The sequence below is a fragment of the Millisia brevis NBRC 105863 genome (assembly GCF_001552615.1).
GTDB classification, from domain to species: domain Bacteria; phylum Actinomycetota; class Actinomycetes; order Mycobacteriales; family Mycobacteriaceae; genus Millisia; species Millisia brevis.
Window position 1 is genome coordinate 1 of the sequence record NZ_BCRN01000012.1, and the last position, 17,681, is coordinate 17,681.

General features: G+C 69.0%; 17 protein-coding genes. 5 read left to right on the forward strand and 12 right to left on the reverse strand.

What is annotated here, in order from left to right; translation table 11 throughout:
• The 5 genes from MB1_RS25685 to mftA form a co-directional block, all read right to left on the reverse strand.
• A partial coding sequence (locus MB1_RS25685; RefSeq protein ID WP_157084109.1) for a helix-turn-helix domain-containing protein occupies positions 1 to 1,094 on the reverse strand: 1,094 nt, incomplete at its 3' end.
• 144 nt (positions 1,095 to 1,238) lie between these two features.
• The gene (gene mftD, locus MB1_RS16390; protein ID WP_066909606.1) at positions 1,239 to 2,405 is read right to left on the reverse strand and encodes a pre-mycofactocin synthase MftD; all 1,167 of its coding nucleotides are present in this window, start codon (positions 2,403 to 2,405) and stop codon (positions 1,239 to 1,241) included.
• Between the two features lie 24 nt (positions 2,406 to 2,429).
• The gene (gene mftC, locus MB1_RS16395) at positions 2,430 to 3,683 is read right to left on the reverse strand and encodes a mycofactocin radical SAM maturase (RefSeq protein WP_066909609.1); all 1,254 of its coding nucleotides are present in this window, start codon (positions 3,681 to 3,683) and stop codon (positions 2,430 to 2,432) included.
• Positions 3,680 to 4,033: a mycofactocin biosynthesis chaperone MftB gene (gene mftB, locus MB1_RS16400; protein WP_066909612.1), complete on the reverse strand. Its 354-nt coding sequence runs from the start codon at positions 4,031 to 4,033 to the stop codon at positions 3,680 to 3,682. Before mftB ends, mftC begins: the two co-directional genes overlap by 4 nt.
• A 7-nt stretch (positions 4,034 to 4,040) precedes the next feature.
• Positions 4,041 to 4,133 carry a mycofactocin precursor MftA gene (gene mftA / locus MB1_RS25690; protein WP_157084110.1) on the reverse strand — a complete coding sequence of 31 codons (93 nt, stop codon included), beginning with the start codon at positions 4,131 to 4,133 and terminating at the stop codon, positions 4,041 to 4,043.
• Positions 4,134 to 4,239: 106 nt separating this feature from the next.
• Here mftA and mftR point away from each other — a divergent pair, with 106 nt between their 5' ends.
• The 3 genes from mftR to MB1_RS16415 all read left to right on the forward strand — a co-directional run bounded on the left by mftR (position 4,240) and on the right by MB1_RS16415 (position 6,133).
• Positions 4,240 to 4,845 carry a mycofactocin system transcriptional regulator MftR gene (gene mftR, locus MB1_RS16405; RefSeq protein WP_245650226.1) on the forward strand — a complete coding sequence of 202 codons (606 nt, stop codon included), beginning with the start codon at positions 4,240 to 4,242 and terminating at the stop codon, positions 4,843 to 4,845.
• A complete protein-coding gene (gene mftM / locus MB1_RS16410) occupies positions 4,842 to 5,666 on the forward strand; it encodes a mycofactocin oligosaccharide methyltransferase MftM (protein ID WP_066909618.1) in 825 nt (274 codons plus the stop codon). The genes mftR and mftM overlap by 4 nt, the downstream gene beginning before the upstream one ends.
• A 230-nt stretch (positions 5,667 to 5,896) precedes the next feature.
• Positions 5,897 to 6,133 carry a hypothetical protein gene (locus MB1_RS16415; protein ID WP_066909621.1) on the forward strand — a complete coding sequence of 79 codons (237 nt, stop codon included), beginning with the start codon at positions 5,897 to 5,899 and terminating at the stop codon, positions 6,131 to 6,133.
• Between the two features lie 72 nt (positions 6,134 to 6,205).
• Here MB1_RS16415 and MB1_RS16420 read toward each other — a convergent pair whose 3' ends face one another.
• From MB1_RS16420 to MB1_RS16435, 4 genes are all read right to left on the reverse strand, one after another.
• Positions 6,206 to 7,834, reverse strand: coding sequence for a GMC oxidoreductase (locus tag MB1_RS16420; protein ID WP_066909624.1), 1,629 nt, complete (start codon positions 7,832 to 7,834; stop codon positions 6,206 to 6,208).
• Positions 7,827 to 10,013, reverse strand: a complete 2,187-nt coding sequence (locus MB1_RS16425) for a S9 family peptidase (RefSeq protein WP_245650227.1) — start codon at positions 10,011 to 10,013, stop codon at positions 7,827 to 7,829. Before MB1_RS16425 ends, MB1_RS16420 begins: the two co-directional genes overlap by 8 nt.
• A complete protein-coding gene (locus tag MB1_RS16430) occupies positions 9,998 to 10,885 on the reverse strand; it encodes a phosphoribosylaminoimidazolesuccinocarboxamide synthase (RefSeq protein WP_066909627.1) in 888 nt (295 codons plus the stop codon). Before MB1_RS16430 ends, MB1_RS16425 begins: the two co-directional genes overlap by 16 nt.
• 72 nt (positions 10,886 to 10,957) lie before the next feature.
• Positions 10,958 to 12,142 (reverse strand): oxygenase MpaB family protein, encoded by a 1,185-nt coding sequence (locus tag MB1_RS16435; RefSeq protein ID WP_066909630.1) that lies wholly within the window; start codon positions 12,140 to 12,142, stop codon positions 10,958 to 10,960.
• 258 nt (positions 12,143 to 12,400) lie between these two features.
• Between MB1_RS16435 and MB1_RS16440 the strand changes: the two genes are divergently transcribed.
• Together MB1_RS16440 and MB1_RS16445 are read left to right on the forward strand one after the other, a co-directional pair.
• The gene (locus tag MB1_RS16440; protein WP_066909633.1) at positions 12,401 to 13,087 is read left to right on the forward strand and encodes a TetR/AcrR family transcriptional regulator; all 687 of its coding nucleotides are present in this window, start codon (positions 12,401 to 12,403) and stop codon (positions 13,085 to 13,087) included.
• Between the two features lie 78 nt (positions 13,088 to 13,165).
• Positions 13,166 to 14,335: an isochorismate synthase gene (locus MB1_RS16445; RefSeq protein ID WP_084351982.1), complete on the forward strand. Its 1,170-nt coding sequence runs from the start codon at positions 13,166 to 13,168 to the stop codon at positions 14,333 to 14,335.
• Positions 14,336 to 14,342: 7 nt separating this feature from the next.
• Here MB1_RS16445 and MB1_RS16450 read toward each other — a convergent pair whose 3' ends face one another.
• The 3 genes from MB1_RS16450 to MB1_RS16460 all read right to left on the reverse strand — a co-directional run bounded on the left by MB1_RS16450 (position 14,343) and on the right by MB1_RS16460 (position 17,634).
• Positions 14,343 to 15,218 carry a hypothetical protein gene (locus tag MB1_RS16450; RefSeq protein WP_157084111.1) on the reverse strand — a complete coding sequence of 292 codons (876 nt, stop codon included), beginning with the start codon at positions 15,216 to 15,218 and terminating at the stop codon, positions 14,343 to 14,345.
• A 249-nt stretch (positions 15,219 to 15,467) separates the two neighbouring features.
• On the reverse strand, positions 15,468 to 16,889 hold the full coding sequence (purB, locus tag MB1_RS16455) for an adenylosuccinate lyase (RefSeq protein WP_066909639.1): 1,422 nt from the start codon (positions 16,887 to 16,889) through the stop codon (positions 15,468 to 15,470).
• Positions 16,890 to 16,929: 40 nt separating this feature from the next.
• A complete protein-coding gene (locus tag MB1_RS16460) occupies positions 16,930 to 17,634 on the reverse strand; it encodes a TetR/AcrR family transcriptional regulator (protein ID WP_084351984.1) in 705 nt (234 codons plus the stop codon).
• Between the last annotated feature and the right edge of the window lie 47 nt (positions 17,635 to 17,681).

Genomic DNA, 17,681 nt, shown 5'->3' on the forward strand with positions numbered 1-17,681 from the left:
ACCGGCTCGCCGACGGACGGCCGCCCGCCGTCGTCGGCACCGGCACCGGCACCGGCCGAACCGCTGCCACCCGCTGCCCACCGGCCGATATCGCGCCGACTCGCCCCGCGTCCCGGCCACCCGCGGCGGCCGATCACCGAGGGGACGTGATACCAGTCGAAGGGCCGACCATCGGCGGCATCGAACGCCGCCCACCGTCGCATGCGATCGGCCAAGTCGGCGAGTTCGTCCACCTGGCGCGGGTCGATCGCCGACGCGGCGACCTCGAGCAGGGCCGGCCACCGCTGCGGCTCGACCGTCGCCAGACCGAAGCGCGGGTTTCCGTGCAGCCAGCGGGTATCCGAGCGCTCGGCGACCGTGTCCAGCACTACCGTCGCGCGGCGATCGGACGGGACGAGCGCGTGCAGCCGCCGCAGGTGGATCACCAGATCATCGGCCTCATCCGGCGGGCCCGGGCGCACCTGCCGATCCGGCCCGGTCGGCAGAGCCACCCCCGCCGACAGGACCACCCGCAGATCCTCGCGGATCTCCGACCGCGCCCGCCGCTGCGGGGCCGAGTCCGGCGTGGCCGGTGCGGTCGCCGGCGTCTGGAAACCCAGGCCACGAAATCCCGGCGACAGGTGAACCCACACCAACAACTGCGGTCCGCTCAGAGCGATCGGCGGCCGATCACCGGGCTCGCCGAAGGCCCGACGCCGGATGCGGCTGACCGCGGTCTGACTCAGCCCGAGCTCGCGCGCCACCGCGCGCGTCGACCAGCCGCCCGGCGGCGGGGGATGCAACGGAGCCGCCAGAACCGCGCGCACCTCCTCGCTCCCGACGGTGGTGGGGCGACCACTGCGCTGCCGATCGAGGAGACCCTCGACATCGGACTCCTCGAACCGCCGACACCACTTGACGACCGTGTTGTAGGCGACACCCAACTCGTCGGCCACCGCGATCGGCCCGGAAACCGAGCAACCCAGGACAATTCGCGCACGCAGCGCCGTCGACTGCCGAGAACTCGGCGCCGCGGCCAACCGCTCCAATCGCGCTCGCTGCCCGGGCGTGAGGGCAACGCGTGGGCCGCCCGCAGACCGCTCACCCGTGGGCATGACCCGATGGTAGAGCCGATCGACCCCGGGCGCCCGCGAGCCGAGCCCGACCCGCCTCCACCGCCGCAACCACCGAACCCTCGACACGAGAAACGCCCGCCCCACGGCCGAGAGGGCCGTGAAGCGGGCGCGTCCGCTGCGTCGTCAGATATCCCGGCGGAAGCCCTCCGGGATGATCAGGTCGTCCGGGGACAGCTCCTTGATCGACGAATGACCGAGGCCGAGCAGCGCCGAGTCGAGACCCATGCGCAGGATGTCGAGGACATTCTCGACACCGGCCTGGCCGTTGGCGGCGAGGCCCCAGAGGTACGCCCGACCGATCATGACGGCCTTGGCGCCGAGCGCGAGGGCCTTGGCCACGTCGCTACCGCGGCGGATGCCGCCGTCCATGACGATCTCGATGTCGTTGCCGACCGCTTCGGCGACCGCGGGCAGCATCCGGATCACGCCCGGGGTGCCGTCGAGGTTGTTGCCACCGTGGTTGGACACCGAGATCGCGGTGACCCCGGCGTCGACCGCACGCTTGGCGTCGTCGACCCGCGAGACGCCCTTGATCATGAAGGGGCCGTCCCACTGCGAGCGCAGCCAGGCGATGTCGTCCCAGCTGGGCGGCGGCGTCTGCTGCCACAGGCCGTAGGCCTGGAAGAAGGTCGGAGCCGGCTGGCCGGGCGGGTTGATGTTCGGCGCGGTCAGATCGGGAATCTTGCCGGCCTTGGCGAACTCGATCAGCCACTTCGGCCGCAGGATGCCCTCCGGCGCGAAGGTGGCCATCGCCTTGAGGTCCATCTTCTCCGGAATCGACGGGCTGCCCCAGTCGCGACCGTAGGAGAACGACCAGTCCAGGGTGATGATGACGCCCACCGCACCGGCGGCCTTCGCCCGATTCATCCGGGCGACCATCTCTTCCTTGGTGCCCAGCCAGTACACCTGGAAGAACGTCTGCGGGTTCACCGCGGCGACGTCCTCCACGGCGCGGCTGGCGAACGAGCTCAGTCCCATCGCGGTGCCGCGAGCGGCAGCGGCCCGAGCAACCGCCACCTCTCCCTCGGGGTTGACCGCCTGTACGCCGGTCGGCGAGATGAACACCGGGAACGAAATGTCCTGTCCCATCACATGGGTGGACAGATCGCGGGAAACCGCGTGACCGGCGACCGCCGGTCGCAGGCCGAGTTCGGCGAACGCGGCGAGGTTGTCATCGAGGGTGCTGCCCCGCTCGGATCCGGCCAGCAATGCCGAGTACACCGACTTGGGAAGACGTTTCTTCGCCAATCGTTGAGCCTCGGCTACCGTTTCGATCCACTTCTGCGCCATCGTTTCGCGAGCCCTTTCGTAGCTTTAGACCGGTCTCATCCCGGAGACCGGGTTCTCATCACAGATCTTGGTGGGGGGTTTGATCGACAAGGTCAGGGGAATCGGTCCGGAACGGTTGCGCTCCTTGCGTTTCCCTGTCCGCGAGTGGTCCTGGCTGGCCGCCGGAATCTCCCGGTCACCCGCCAACAACGCCTCGCCGTAGCCCTGCACGCATTCCGGGTCGGGCCCGTCGAGCGGCAGTCCGGTGAAGAACTTCGCCGCCATGCAGCCACCGCGGCAGGAGTCGAAATGCGAGCACTTGGCGCAGGCTCCACCGGTCTGCGGCGACCGCAGATCGAGGAACAGCTCCGAGTGCTGCCATACCTGCTGGAATCCTCCGTCGCGCACGACACTTCCGGCGAGGAACTTGTCGTGGATGGCGAAGGGGCAGGCGTATACGTCGCCGAGCGGGTCGATCAGGCAGACCACCCGACCGGCGCCGCAGAGGTTGAGGCCGGGCAGAGCCTCACCGTAGGCGGACAGATGGAAGAACGAGTCGCCGGTCAGCACGCCTTCGCCGTGCGCGACCAGCCAGTTGTACAGCTCGCGCTGCTGTTCCTTGGTGGGGTGCAGGTCATCCCACACATCGGCGCCACGTCCCGAGGGGCGCAGGCGGGTGATGCGCAGGGTCGCCTTGTACTCGTCGGCGAGCGCCTTGAACTGGTCGAGCTGCGGGATGTTGTGCCGCGTCATCACCACGGAGATCTTCGCGTCCCGGAATCCGGCATCGCGCAGATTGCGCAGGGCGCGGACGGCCATGTCGAACGAACCCTTGCCGCGGACGGCGTCGTTGACCTCGGCGGTGGCACCGTCGATCGAGATCTGCACATCGACGTAGTCACTGGCGGCGAGGCGCGCGGCGACCTTCTCGTTGATCCGAACACCGTTGGTGGAGAACTTGACCCCCACGTGGTGCTCGGTCGCGTAGTCGACCAGCTCCCAGAAGTCCGGGCGGATGGTGGGCTCGCCACCGCCGATGTTGACGTAGAAGACCTGCATGCGCTCGAGCTCGTCGATGATCGACTTGCACTGCTCGGTGCTCAGCTCGCGGGGGTCCCGCTTTCCGGAGGCCGAGAGGCAGTGCGAGCAGGCGAGGTTGCAGGCGTACGTCAATTCCCAGGTCAGGCAGATGGGGGCGTCGAGCCCCAGCTCGAACTGGTCGATCAGGGTGGCCGGTCCCGTACCCCGCACGGGGGCGGGGGCGGTGAGGGCTACGGGTGCACCGAGCGTCGCGGTCATTCCGGGCTCCTAACGATCATGCGCGAGTCCGCGAGGGTGCGCAGAGCGCGCGCATAGGTTCCCATCGACTCCGGGGCGACATCGGCGGCGATCATCGCCGAGCGGGCGGAGGGATGGTCGGGCAACGATCGAAGGATCGTGAGAATCGTGCGGTTCTTGAGAAACGAAAGTTTGCGCGTACCGAAGTGGTAGAGCAACGCACCGAAGGGCTCCGGCCGAATTTCCACCTGCGGGTGGATCGTCCACGCGGCATCGAGGTCGAGGGCTGACCTCGCCGTGGCCGCGGCGGGATCTTCCGCCGCGGCCGTGGCGACCTCACCCGGTACGGCTGCGCCGTCCGGTGTGGTCATGGCGGTGTCAGTAGACGCCGCACATACCGTCGATCGAGACCTCCTCGACCAACGACTCCTCCACCAGATCGACCTGCTCCGGATCGACGTGCTCACTCATGTCGGATTCCTTTCGACGGACCACCCGGTGATGAACACCGAGGAAGGCCACCATGGTGGCTTCGCTCACACTATATTGGCATCGAGTGCAGAAAGAAGGTTTTCCGGTGACGAAGTCCTCGAGACAGTCCGGTCGGGTAGGTAGGCGACCCTCCAGTTCTCGTGACACGATCGCCGCCGTCGCGATCGAACTGTTCGCCGAACGCGGTTTCGATGCCGTCAGCATCGACGATATCGCCGACGCGGCCGGTATCGCCCGTCGAACCTTCTTTCGCTACTTCTCGTCCAAGAACGCGGTGCCGTGGGGCGACTTCGACGATCGGTTGATCGATTTCCGTAACGCGCTGGCGCGCGCCCCGATCTCCGTCCCGACCGGAGAGGCGATCGTCGCGGGCATCGTCGAGTTCAACCGGCTGCCGGCCGACGAGGTCGACATCCATCGCCGCCGTATGGACCTGATCCTGAACACGCCCGCGCTGCAGGCACACTCGGCGCTGATGTATCGGGGCTGGCGCTATGAGGTCGCCAGTTTCGTCGCGTACCGTGGCGACACGAGCCCCACCGGCTTCCACGCCCGCCGCGCGGGCTGGGCCGCGCTCGCCGCCAGCATGACCGCCTACGAGCAGTGGCTCGAGGAGCCGGACAGCGACCTGTCCGAGTTGCTCGAACTGGCCGGCCGGATGGGGATGACCGGACTGGAGGTCTACGTATGACCGCGATCGAACCCTTCGACTCGCTCGCCCGCTGCGCGCCCGGCCGGTGGAGCCACGCCGGTGTCACCGTCGAGCGCGACGGCGGACCGCTGCGCTTCGCGCGCACACCCGACGGAGGGTTGCTGGTGCGCCACGGCCTGCAACCGAAGGAACTCGGCGAGCGTCTGGTCGCCGACATCACCGCGCGGGTGGGGTCCATCGGCGGCCGCCAGGACGAGTTCGAATCGGTGATGGTGGGGCTGGTCCTGTCGACCGTGCCCGACCCGCTCGACGCGTGGGCGACCTACTATCGCAACTCGATGGCCGACCTGCTCTCCGGGACAGCCGATTTCGCCCCAATCCATCAGCGCGCGCAGGAGTTGGTCACCGGTTCGGTGCTCGACATGGGGTCCTGCTTCGGCTTCTTCCCGATCCGCCTGGCGATGGCCGGCGTCCCGGTCACCGCGACCGACATCCATCTCGGCACCACCCGCATGATCGACGCGGTGGTCCCCCGCCTCGGTGTCGACCTGCCGACGATCACCTGCACCGCCGCCGACGTCCCGCTGCCGGACCGCTCGGTCGATACCGTGACCGCTCTGCACCTGCTCGAGCACGTCGACCCGCAGATCGGCCGAGCGGTGGTCGCCGAGGCGATCCGCCTGGCCCGTCGCCGGGTGGTGATCGCCGTTCCCTTCGAGAACGAGGCGACCGCCTGCCACGGCCACGTCCGCATCTTCGACCTCGGCGCCCTCGACGCCCTGGGCCGCGACACCGGGCTGCCATTCCGCACATCGGAGTATCACGGCGGATGGCTGATCCTCGAGACCGCCGACCACTGAGGGCCCGCGCCGCGCCACGAAGGCGAGTGGACGATCCACTCGAATCGGATATTCGACGCAATTTGCCGAGATTTGTAACGTTCCCGCATCGGCCAACGGTGTCTCCGTTGTGAGTGCGGCGTTCGCGCTCACTGACCTTCGGTGCCGCGGCACGGGGGACGAAGCGGGTCCAACTCGTCCCTCGTCGGGTGGCCACGGCTCCGGCAAACGACACACGGAGGGAAACTCACATGGCACAGGCACATACATCGCGGTCGCGTCGCGCCAAGCTCGGAATCGCCGCCGGCGCGGTCACCCTGGCACTCGCCCCGGCGCTCCTCGCGCCCGGAATCGCATCCGCTCAGGACACCGTGGACACCGGTTCGGTGGAGGACGTTCTGGGCCCGCTGCTGGAGAACATCAGCCTGGCGGACGTGCTGGAACTGCTCGCCACCGGCTCCTCGGGCACCGGAGAGACCCCGCAGTAGTCGATCGAATACCCCTCGCATCGCCCATCCGAGCCGCCGCATGGCTCGGATGGGCGATGTCGCGTTCGGCGTTCAGCGACCTGCCGAGATGATCGCGTCCATCGACCGTTCGGCCAGGGCGGTGATCGTCAGCGAGGGGTTGTAGGTCGCGGTGGTACCGGGCACCAGCGCCCCGTCGAGGACGTACAGCCCGTCGTAGCCGATCACCCGGCCGACGTCGTCGGTGGCCCGTCCGAGCACGGCGCCGCCCAGCGGATGCGCGGTGAACGACGAGGAGACGTCGCGCGAGAGCGGCTCGAAGCCGACGCCGACGCCATTGCTCGCGGCGATCCGGTCGTTGACCGCACGCAAAGCGGCGTCGACGTTGTCACGCCCGGCGTTCGGAAACTCCAGCCCGACAGAATTGTCCGCGGAGTTGTGCACGAACCGTCCACGCGTGGAATCCAGTACCAGACCCAGTGAGCCGATGACGGTGGCGTCGAACGGAATTCCGGGAATGAACCAATTCTCCAGAGACAGCGGCAGGCCGGAGTCGTCGAAGATCCGCGACCGACACGGAGCCGCCTGCCCCTCACCCTGTCCGGCGCCGCTGAACGAGCGGACCACCGCGGCGTCGCCATTGCTCCCCCAGCCCTCGCCGATGTGCTCGTTGAGGTTCGGCAGCGTGCCGGTGGCGCGGGCCCGGACCAGCAGTTCGGAGGTGCCCACGGAGCCGGCGGCCAGGAACAGTCGATCGCAGGTGAGCGTGCGGGTGGAGATGCGCTCACCGTTCGGCGCGACCCGGGCGGTTTCGATCACGTAGCGCGAGCCGTCGCGGCCGATGGAGAGCACTTCGTGGCCGGGGTAGATGCCGACCGAGCCGGTCTCCTCGGCGAGCCGCAGGTAACTGGTCGTCAGGTCGGGCTTCGCGCCGGTGGAGGTGCCGAGGTTCGATTCGCCGGCGACCGCGGCGCGGCGCGCACGCCCCCCGAGCTCGTCGCGAACAATATCCCAATCCCACAGGCCTGCCGTCAGTTCCGGGGTGTACCCGGCGGCGCGCACCTGGTCGTCCCAGACCCGGCTGTGGTGGAAGGGCGCGGTGTTGTAGACATCGTCCGGCATGGTCGACGGGCGCAGGATCCCGCGCGCCCGCGGGTAGTAGATGCGGTGCATCTGGTCGTAGTCGACCGCGCCGCCGAAGGCGGCATCGAACATGCGGCGATCCGGCTCGATCATCACGCCGGTGAAGACCACCGATCCACCGCCGACCGCCGAGGCCCGCCAGACGTCGATCGAGTCGTACTCGACCGCGTCGAGCACCCCACCGAAGGAGTCGGTGAACGCCGGCATCCCGGTGATATTGGTGAACCGGGTGCGCCGCCAGTAGGCGCGTCCGTCCGGGATCACCTCGGACGAGAAGATCTCCCGGTGCCGATCGAGTGGCCAGCGCGAGCCGCGTTCGAGGACCGTCGTGGCCACCCCGGCCTGCCCCAGCCGCAGCGCGGCGACCGCACCACCGAAACCGGAGCCGATGACCACCGCCGTCGTGTGGTCCGGCGCGTCCGGGCGATCGGTATACAGCTCCGGAACCAGCGAGCTGTACTTCGCGTCGTCGCCCGGCTGTGCCCGGGCGGCTGCGCTGCCGAGGTAACCGCCCGCGACGGCCAGCCCGGAGGCCGCCGCCGCGAGGGACAGGAACCTGCGTCTATTGAGATCAACCACGTGTATCCGCGCTCCGATTCGGTACCTGAACGCCCGCCGCACGCGAGGCGCCGTCGACGCGCTCGGTGCTGCCCAACCGATCGAGGACCCAGGCGTACTCGAAGGCCACCTCGTGCCACTTGTCGTACCGGCCGCTGACGCCACCGTGGCCGGCGGCCATCTCGGTCTTCAGCAGGATGTCCGCGGAGTCCGGGATCGTCGCGCGCAGCCGCGCCACCCACTTCGCCGGTTCGACGTAGAGCACCCGGGTGTCGTTGATGCCGGTGATGGCCAGGATCGCCGGATACCGCTTCGCCTCGACGTTCTCGTAGGGCGAGTACGACTTCATGTACGCGTAGACCTGCGGGTCGGCCAGCGGGTTGCCCCACTCGTCCCATTCGATGACCGTCAGCGGCAACGACGGATCGAGGATGCTGGTCAGTGGGTCGACGAAGGGGACATCGGCCAGGATGCCGGAGAACAGCTCCGGAGCCAGGTTGGCCACCGCACCCATCAGCAGGCCGCCGGCGCTGCCACCGCTCGCGACCAGCCGGTCCGGGGTCGCACGCCCGGTATCGACCAGATGCTGTGCGGCCGCGACGAAGTCGGTGAAGGTGTTCTTCTTGTACAGCAGCTTGCCCTGCTCGTACCAGCGGCGACCCATCTCGCCGCCGCCGCGTACGTGGGCGATCACGAAGACGACGCCGCGGTCGAGCAGCGACAGCCGCGAGACCGAGAAGCCAGGATCCATGCTCGCCTCGTAGGAGCCGTATCCGTAGAGGAAGGTCGGCGCCGGGCGGTCGGTCGGGGTGTCCCGACGGGCGATGATCGACAGCGGAATCCGCTCGCCGTCGGGAGCGGTCGCCCAGTCGCGGCTCTCGACGTAGTCGGCGGCGTCGTAACCGCCGAGGATCTCCGCCTCCTTGAGCAGCCGGCGCTCACCGGTGGCCAGGTCGAGGTTGTAGATGCGGCTCGGCGTGACGAATCCGGAGGTGCCGAAACGCAGGACCGGGGCGTCCCACTCCCCGTTGGCGCCGAGGCCGGTGGAGGTCAGGCCCTCGCTCGCGACCTCGACGAACTCGCCGAGACCGTCGGCGGTGATCGGCGCGATCGATATGCGCGGCAACGCTTCGCGGCGGTAGGACAGCACCGCGTGCCCGGCGAATGCGTCGACGTCCTCGAGCCGGATATCGGGGCTCGGCGGGATCAGCGTGGTCAGCTCGCCCGAGCCGTCGACCGGTAGCTGCGCGAGGGTGAAGTTCTCGGCGTCGGGCCCGTCGTTGTGCATGACCAGGAAGACGCTGCGGTCGCCGAAACGGGCGTGCTCGACGCTGTACTCGACGCCGTGCCGGCGCGGCAGCACGGTGCGGAACTCGCCGGTGGGGTTCGCCGAGTCGAGGACCAGCATCTCCGAGGTGATCTTCGAGCCGACCCAGATCACCAGGTATTCGCGGCTGCGGGTCGATCCGACCGCCGTCCAGTAGCTCTCGTCCGGCTCGTGGTGGACCAGCACGTCCTGCTCGCGCGGGGTGCCGAGCCGGTGGCGCCAGATCGAGTCGGGCCGCCAGGCGTCGTCGACCGTCGAGTAGAAAACGTGCTCGTTGTCGCTCGCCCAGGTGGCGCCGGAACCGATATCGGCCAATTCGTCGGACAGCCGTTCGCCGGTACGCAGGTCGACGAACCGCATCGTGTACCGCTCGTTGCCCAGGACGTCGGTGGAGAAGGCGAGCAGGTTGCCGTCGTCGCTGACCGACAGCGCTCCGATGGTGAAGAAGTCGTGGCCCGCCGCTTCGGCGTTGGCGTCCAACAGGATCTGCTCCCCCGGGATCGAGACCTCGGGTTCGACGATCGGCGGATTCCAGTCGGTGGGATCGGCGACGGGGCACCGGCAGTGCACGCCGTAGCTGCTGCCCTCGACCATGCGGGTGTAGTACCACCAGTCGCCGTCGCGACTGGGCACCGTCATATCGGTTTCCTTGGTGCGGGCCTTGATCTCGTTGAAGATGCTGCCGCGCAACGTCTCCAGGTGGTCGGTCCGCTCCTTGGTGTAGGCGTTCTCGGCCTCGAGGTAGGCGACGACCTTCGGATCGTCCTTGTCGCGCAACCACTCGTACGGGTCGATGACCGTATCGCCGTGGTGGGTGCGCTCGGTGGGCACCGTGTCGGCGATCGGCGGCTGGGTGCTCACGGCTTCGGCCACGCGTCGAAGTCCTTTCCGGAGATTCGCTCGTAGGCGTCGATATAACGGTCGCGTGTCGCGGCGACCACGTCGTCGGGCAGCGGGGGCGGCGGGGTATCGCCGGCGCGATCCCACCCGGACTCGGGCCCGGTCAACCAATTGCGGACGAACTGCTTGTCGAAGCTCGGCTGGACCCGACCGGGCGCATAGCCGTCGATCGCCCAGTACCGGGAGGAGTCCGGGGTGAGCACCTCGTCGGCCAGAACCAGCGCGCCGGTCTCGTCGATGCCGAACTCGAACTTGGTATCGGCCAGGATCACCCCGCGCGTCGCGGCATGCTCGGCGCCGGCGGAGTAGACCGCCAGCGTCGCCGCCCGCAGATCGTCGGCGAGCGGTTGGCCGACGGCCGCGATCACGGCGTCGAAGTCCATCGCCTCGTCGTGGTCGCCGAGTTCGGCCTTGGTGGTCGGGGTGAAGATCGGCTCCGGCAGGCGGGAGGCCTCCTCGAGACCCGCGGGCAGCGCGATGCCGCAGACCGCGCCGGAGCGCTGGTAGTCCGTCAGACCCGAACCGGTGAGGTAGCCGCGCGCGATGCATTCGACGGGCAGCATCTTCAAGGTGCGTACCACCATCGCCCGGCCGAGTACCTCCTGCGGGATGCGCGGATCGAGCTCGTCCCCGGCGAGGTGATTCGGCACGTCGAGCAGGCCGAACCAGAACAGGCTCATCGCGGTGAGGATGCGCCCCTTGTCGGGGATCTCCGACGACAGAATGTGGTCGTAGGCGGAGATCCGATCGCTGGTGACGATCAGGAGATGATCGTCGTCGACCGCGTACAGGTCGCGCACTTTGCCGGCCGCGATTCGCCGATAGCTCGACAGTGGTGGACGCACCCGAACACCCTATCGGTTACCCGTCCGCGCACGACCGTCCGCTCCGCCGGGCGCGGCGACGCGCCGACCGGCTCATTCCGGTAGGTCGGCGACGGCCCGGTCCTGCGCGCCGAAGAACCGGGCGCGGGTCTGCTCGCGGCTGCGCCGCCCGAATCGCTCCAGCCGTCGCCGTCCCGCCGGGGTCATCGGCAGCAGCCAGTAGCGCACGATGTTCTGTCCCAGCACGATCGGGTACGCCCAGGGGATCGTGACCGGCAGCCGCAGGTCCTCGAGTCCCGGCTTGCCGATCAGCACCCGCAACATGCTCAGGGTGCGCGCCCGACCGTAGCGGCGGCGCAGCGCGACCAGGTTCGGGTAGTCGAGGCTCTCCTCGACGTCGATCACCGCGCGGGCGAGCTTCGGTCCGGCCGCGGAGACGTCGGCGGAGGCGAGCAGGATCGAGTAGTTGAGCTGATGCTGATCGTGTTCGTTGTCGCAGAGCCAGTCCTCGTCGATGCCCATCAACCAGCCGATGTACTTCCACAGATGCATCACCGCACGGGACTGCTCGCCGGTGACGCGAACGCCCAGACTGCGGACCCCGATCAGCACGGCGCCGCTGAAGAGTCCGAGCGTGCCGGCCTGGTCGGTCCGATTGATCGGCAGGCCGAGTGCGGAGCTGTCCCAGCGGCCGTTGGTCTCGAAGGCGTGATTGACCAGCGCGTGCATCAGCCGGACGTGCACGGTGGTGCGGTAACCCTCGGCGCCGGGACGCATCGCGTCCTGTTCGGTCACCACACAGGTCCAGTGCTGCGTCTCGGCGAGCCGTCGGCGGGTCCGATCGCCGGTGAGTCCGCCGGTCTCGACCAGCAGATCGGCCGGTCCCGCGTAGCGATAGCCGCCGATCAGGGCGAGTTGGGTCAGGATGTCGCGGCCGTTGTGACCGAAGGCCAGGAAGGTCCGCGCCCCCTCGTTGCACAGGTCGAAATCGACCCAGTCGGGGACGGTCTCGACCCGCTCGAAGAAAGCGCGCACCGCGGGCGGCGGGTTGTCGAGCGATGCGAGCCCCTCGGCGATCGCCTGCCGCAGCATCGGCATCGTCACCCGTTCGGGCGAACCCTTGGGCAGCCGCATCGCGCGGGCCACCGCGGCGCCGAGTTCGTCGCGTTCGAGCGAACGGCGGCCCACGGTGTCCAACTCGGAAGCGGTCGGTTCGCGCAGCCCCGCCAACAGGCGCAGCAGTCGGCCGGTGCGCCGATTGCGCGCCACCGCGGTCATATGTCTGCGTGGATGCCGCAACTCCCCCGGCGTGGTCGGCGATCCGTCACCGGGAGCCGCCGGGGAGGTGGTGCGGATATCCGGAGCGGACGCTGCCGCCGTTCCCTGAGACATATCTCGAGGATAGTCTCACTGGTGACGCCTGTCACCAGAAACTATTCGGTGACGCACGTCACCAGATGCCTTCGGCGTCGGACCACCCGGTAGGCGGCGGGCTACGGTGGATCTCGCAGCAGATCGCCCGACGGGAGGGGATACATGCCGACCAGCCGGCGCAGATACAACGGCAAGTCGGCCGATCAGCGCAGCCGGGAGCGGCGGGACGCACTGATCTCCGCCGCACGTCTGGAGTGGACCTCGCACGGCGCCGACGGCGTCCGGGTGCGGCGGGTCTGCGCGCGGGCCGGCCTCAACGACCGCTACTTCTATCAGCAGTTTCCGCATACCGACGACCTGCTGGTGGCGGTGGTCGAGCAGGGTCTGGCGGAGCTGCGGGAGGTGATGTTCGACGCAGCGGTCGCCTGCGAGGGTTCGCCGCGCGACCGGATGCGCGCCGGGATTCTGGCCTACTTCGAGCATCTCGGCGACGATCCGGGGTTGATGCGCATCCTGACCACCGACTCCGCCGGCCGGCCGGGGGTCACCGGAGCACGGTTGGAATCCCAGCGATCGATCGCGCGAATCGTGTTGCAGTACCTGAACATCGACGAAGGCGGCGACGGCACCTCCGGTGCGATGGACCCGTTCGCCAAGGCGATGTATTGCGTGGGGGGCGCCGCCGCGCTGGTCGAATCGTGGCTCGCCGACGAATTCCCCCGAATGTCGATCGGCGAGCTCGCCGACGTCGCGACCGACTCGACCCTGCGGATCTTCGGCGAGACGATCCACGCCGGCGCGTCGACGACCGTCGACGTGGCCCCCCATCCGGGGCCGGCGCAGCCATAGACTCCCGCCTCGTCTCCTGGACGGACATCGGGGCCGTCGGAATGCGGAGCGCCGGAGGAGACGAACGAAAGGGACGTGATGCAGGTCGGTGACAGGGTCAATCCATCGGGACGTCGCATCGATTCGTCCGCGGATCGGGTCGGGGCGCCGTTCGTCTTCTCCCGCCCGACCGACAGCGTCGTCGCCCACCGGATCGAGACCACCTTCGACTCCGCCGATGCGGCCGTCGACGCACTGCGCTCGGGTGCACTGGGCACCACCGGCGCGGTGGTCGGCGCTCTGCCCTTCCGCCCCGGCGACCCAACCGCGCTGATGGCGACCACCTCGCTGGTTCGACATCCCGGACCGCTGCCGGTCGACCCTCCGCCGACCCCGGTCGGCGAGCCGGCGGTCGAGGAGCTTCCCAGCCGCGAGGAGCACGGCGACCGCATCGGACGCGCCCTCGCATCGCTGCGCGCCTCGACGCCGGCGGTACAGAAAGTGGTCCTCGCGCGCGCCCTGCGCATCGTCGCCGACGCGCCGATCGACCCGTATCTATTGCTCGATCGGCTGATCGCCCGCGACTCGGCGGGCAACGGATTTGCCGTCGACCTGTCGAACGCCCACGCGGTGGCCCCGTCGACCGGCCCGATGCTGGTCGGCTCGAGCCCGGAGGTGCTGATCCGCAGACGCGGCGCCCACATCTCCGCGCACCCCCTGGCCGGCACGGCGCCGCGCGACCCCGACCCGGCCGTCGACCGCGACAACGCCCGGATGCTCGCCGCCTCGGCGAAAAACCTGGCCGAGCACGCCTACCTGGTCGAGCATCTGCGGACCGTGCTCGCGCCGCTGTGCACGCGGCTCGAGATACCGGACCAACCCGAGGTGACCTCCACCCCGCAGGTCTGGCATCTGGGCACGCCGATCACCGGGGATCTCGCGGACCCGGCGCCGTCGGCGCTGGAGGTCGCGCTGGCATTGCACCCGACGCCGGCGATCTGTGGCACCCCGACCGCCGCTGCGCTGGAGATGATCGCCGACCTCGAGGGCGACCGCGGCTTCTACGCCGGCGCGGTCGGCTGGGTCGACGCCGCCGGCGACGGCGAGTGGCTGGTCGCGATCCGCTGCGCCACCGTCTCCGCCGACCGCCGCGAGGTGCTCGCCCGGGCGGGCGGCGGAATCGTCGCCGCCTCCGCCGTCGACGAGGAAATCGCCGAGACCTCGGCGAAGTTCCGCACCATCCTGGCCGCCTTCGACCGGACGATCTGAGCGGCGGTCACTCCGCGGCGGAGATCCACTCGGCCAGCGCGTCCAGTCGCTCGCCGATCGCGATCGGATCGAGCGCGTAGTCCTCGACCGGTTCGGTCATCGACAGGAACGTCGAGGTGAACAGAATCGCGGGACCGTTCCACGGCCGCACCGACCCGGTATCGAAGGGGTCGACCATTTCCGTCTGTCGAATCAGCGACGGCTGATTGTCCGCGGTCGAGGCGCTGCGCAGCACCATCCCCTCCATCGCCGCGCTGGTGACCGAGGCGAGCATCTCGAAGGCCTGACGGCCGGCCCGCTCACCGCTGAAGGCCTCGCGGATGCGCCGCCCGCCAAGTTCGCTCATCAACGCGTAGAACGCCGCCATACCCGCGGCGTACTTGCGTTCCGAGTCGTCGATGGCCGCTCTGAGTTGGACGCCGATATCGTCCGGGAAGGACAGCGCGGTCGCCGACAGAGCCAGATAGGTCTTCCAGTCCGAGCGCCGCAGGTTGTCCTCGAAATTCTCGATCGAGGCCTGCCGACACACCTCCACGACGGCGATGAAACGTACGCGCGCATCGTGGATGCCGTCCCGATATTCGAGTCCGGTATCGATCGCCTTGCGCAGCGCGCCACTGTCGAACATCGTCGGCTGCGATGCCCGGTGGGTGGCCAAACGAATCAGCAGGTCACCGAAGAATTGTTCCTTACGCGGCCACAATCGATGGACGGCGCTGCGCGGGACCTCCGCGCGCGCGATCACCGCCTCGAGACTGATGTGGTCCATGCTGACCACGAGGCCCTCGTCGAGAACCCATTCCAATGCCGTCCGCAGGGCCTGCTCGCGCACCTCGGCGGCCGCCATCCTCGGGCGACGCCCGAGCGATCCACTACCGGCCATGGCGCAACAGGTTCCTTCCGTTCGGCACGAATCGACCCGCGGCGCGATATGCAGGCGTCGGCTCGTGGCCTTGCATCTCTCGGAATGGCCTGCGTATTGTATCGAGCGTTGGTCAAATGGCGGTCTCCGCGCCGTTGTTCCGGCGGGTTCGGTTGTGCGAAGGCCATGGGGAGGTGGCGCAGAACCGTCGCGCGGGATATCAGCGGCGAGGGGTGCGCGGAGGCCCCTGCCGTGTCATCCCGGCGTCGATTACAGAATCGGCGCCGGGGTGTATGCGGCCGCTTCCGGATATTTCTTGACCAACGATTCCACCGCTTGGATCACCTGGTCGACCTGATCGCCCGCGGCACCGATGAATGCCGCCCGATCGGCGAGTGCGGCGTCGATCTCGCTGCGGTTCAACGGAAAACGCGAGTCCTCGGCCAACCGACCGGGCAGGTCCGGAGCCGCACCGCTCTCCCGCATCGCCAGGGCCACCGCCACCGCGTGCTCCTTGATGATCTCGTGCGCCTCTTCCCGACCGGCACCCGCGCGCACCGCTGCCATCAACAATCGGGTGGTACCGAGGAATGGCAGGTAGCGATTCAATTCGTTCTCGATGACCGCCGGATAGGCGCCGAACTCGGCGAGCACGGTCAGGAACGTCTCGAGGATGCCGTCGATCGCGAAGAACGCGTCCGGAAGCGCGACGCGGCGCACCGCGGAGCAGAACACGTCACCCTCGTTCCACTGCGCTCCGGCCAATTCCTGTGTCATGGAGGCATATCCGCGCAGAACCACCATCAGGCCGTTGACCCGCTCGCAGGAACGGGTGTTCATCTTGTGCGGCATCGCGGAGCTGCCGACCTGTCCCTCGGCGAAGCCCTCGGTGACCAACTCGTGGCCGGCCATCAGTCGGATCGTGGTCGCGAACGACGACGGGCCCGCCGCCAACTGGACCAGAGCGGACACCACGTCGTAGTCGAGCGAGCGCGGGTAGACCTGGCCGACGCTGATCAGACTGTGCTCGAATCCGAGCAACCGGGCGATCGTCGACTCCAGCCCGGCGAGCGCCTCGGCGTTGCCGTCGAAGAGATCGAGCATGTCCTGCGAGGTGCCCATCGGCCCCTTGATCCCGCGCAGTGGATAGCGGTCGAGCAGTTCCCGCAGCCGGGTCAGCGCCACGAGGACCTCGTCGGCGGCGGAGGCGAACCGCTTGCCGAGGGTGGTCGCCTGGGCGGCGACGTTGTGACTGCGCCCGACCATCACCCGATCGCGGTAGCGCGCGGCCCCCTCGGCGAGGCGGGCGGCGGTCGCGACACCGTGCGCGTAGATATGTTCCGCCGACAGTCGGATCTGCAATTGTTCGACGTTCTCGGTGAGATCCCGGCTCGTCATGCCCTTGTGGATCTGCTCGTGTCCGGCCAGCGCGTTGAACTCCTCGATGCGGGCCTTCACGTCGTGCCGGGTGACGCGCTCGCGGCGGGCGATCGACTCGAGGTCGACCTGTTCGAGGACCGCCTCGTAGTCGGCGATCGCCGACGGCGGTACCGCGATGCCGGCTTCCGCCTGGGCCCGCAGGACCGCCACCCACAGGCGCCGCTCGAGCACCACCTTGTACTCCGGGGACCACAGTCGGGTCAGTTCCGCGGTCGCGTACCTGCTTGCCAAAACGTTCGGAATAGCCGCCACTCGTCGAAGTCTAGTGAGGTGGGGATCGGGTATCGACGGGTCACCGCCGGTCGTGCTCGGGGGTGTCCGTGGGGCCGGCTCCGCGCGCCGGCGCGGAGCGTTCGGGCGCGACCAGGTCGATCGTCTCGTTCAGGATCCGTCGGGCGCATTCGCGCGGATCTCCGTCGGTGTCGACGACGGCGGCGAGGATCGCGCCGTCGACCACCGCGAGCACCCGCGCGAGACCGGCCCCGGCGACCGGACGGCCGGCGTATTCGAGCACGCAGGCGATCAATTGTTCGTAGTCGCCGCGCAGCCGCGACTGCACCTCGCGCAGATGCGGATAGCGCACCGGGGCCAGGAAGCGCTCGTAGCGGGCCAGGACGGCGAGCCGATCGACGTCGCCGCCGTCGCCCATCAGCAGGTCGACGAGCAACTCGACGGTCCCCTCACGTCCGATCGTGTGGGCGGCGCGCCGGTCGGGGGCGGGGGTCAGCCGGCCGCGCAGGGCGGCGACATCGAGGGCCCCACCGTGGTCGACGGCCTGCTCCCGCAATTCGTCGAGGGATTCGAAATAGTAGGTGGTCGCCGACAGCGGGGCGTCCGCGCGATGGGCGACCGCCCGATGCCGCACGGCTTCGAAACCGCCTTCGACCAGCAACTCCGCTGCGGCCGCCACCAACTCCCGGCGGCGGCGCCTCCCCTTGGGAGTCGACCGCTGTTCCGGGTCGTCGGACTGCGTCGCATCGAGCGCCACGTCGACCATGCTGACATCCGCGACCCGGTCACCCGACGGTTTTCACCGTTCCCGCC

Coding starts and splice junctions, on each gene's coding strand:
- mftA (WP_157084110.1), bottom strand. CDS start 4,133: ATGAGTGAGCACGTCGATCCGGAGCAGGTCGATCTGGTGGAGGAGTCG.
- MB1_RS16440 (WP_066909633.1), top strand. CDS start 12,401: ATGCCGACCAGCCGGCGCAGATACAACGGCAAGTCGGCCGATCAGCGC.
- mftM (WP_066909618.1), top strand. CDS start 4,842: ATGACCGCGATCGAACCCTTCGACTCGCTCGCCCGCTGCGCGCCCGGC.
- mftC (WP_066909609.1), bottom strand. CDS start 3,683: ATGACCGCGACGCTCGGTGCACCCGTAGCCCTCACCGCCCCCGCCCCC.
- MB1_RS16445 (WP_084351982.1), top strand. CDS start 13,166: ATGCAGGTCGGTGACAGGGTCAATCCATCGGGACGTCGCATCGATTCG.
- MB1_RS16460 (WP_084351984.1), bottom strand. CDS start 17,634: ATGGTCGACGTGGCGCTCGATGCGACGCAGTCCGACGACCCGGAACAG.
- mftB (WP_066909612.1), bottom strand. CDS start 4,033: ATGACCACACCGGACGGCGCAGCCGTACCGGGTGAGGTCGCCACGGCC.
- MB1_RS16415 (WP_066909621.1), top strand. CDS start 5,897: ATGGCACAGGCACATACATCGCGGTCGCGTCGCGCCAAGCTCGGAATC.
- MB1_RS16450 (WP_157084111.1), bottom strand. CDS start 15,218: ATGGCCGGTAGTGGATCGCTCGGGCGTCGCCCGAGGATGGCGGCCGCC.
- mftD (WP_066909606.1), bottom strand. CDS start 2,405: ATGGCGCAGAAGTGGATCGAAACGGTAGCCGAGGCTCAACGATTGGCG.
- MB1_RS16435 (WP_066909630.1), bottom strand. CDS start 12,142: ATGACCGCGGTGGCGCGCAATCGGCGCACCGGCCGACTGCTGCGCCTG.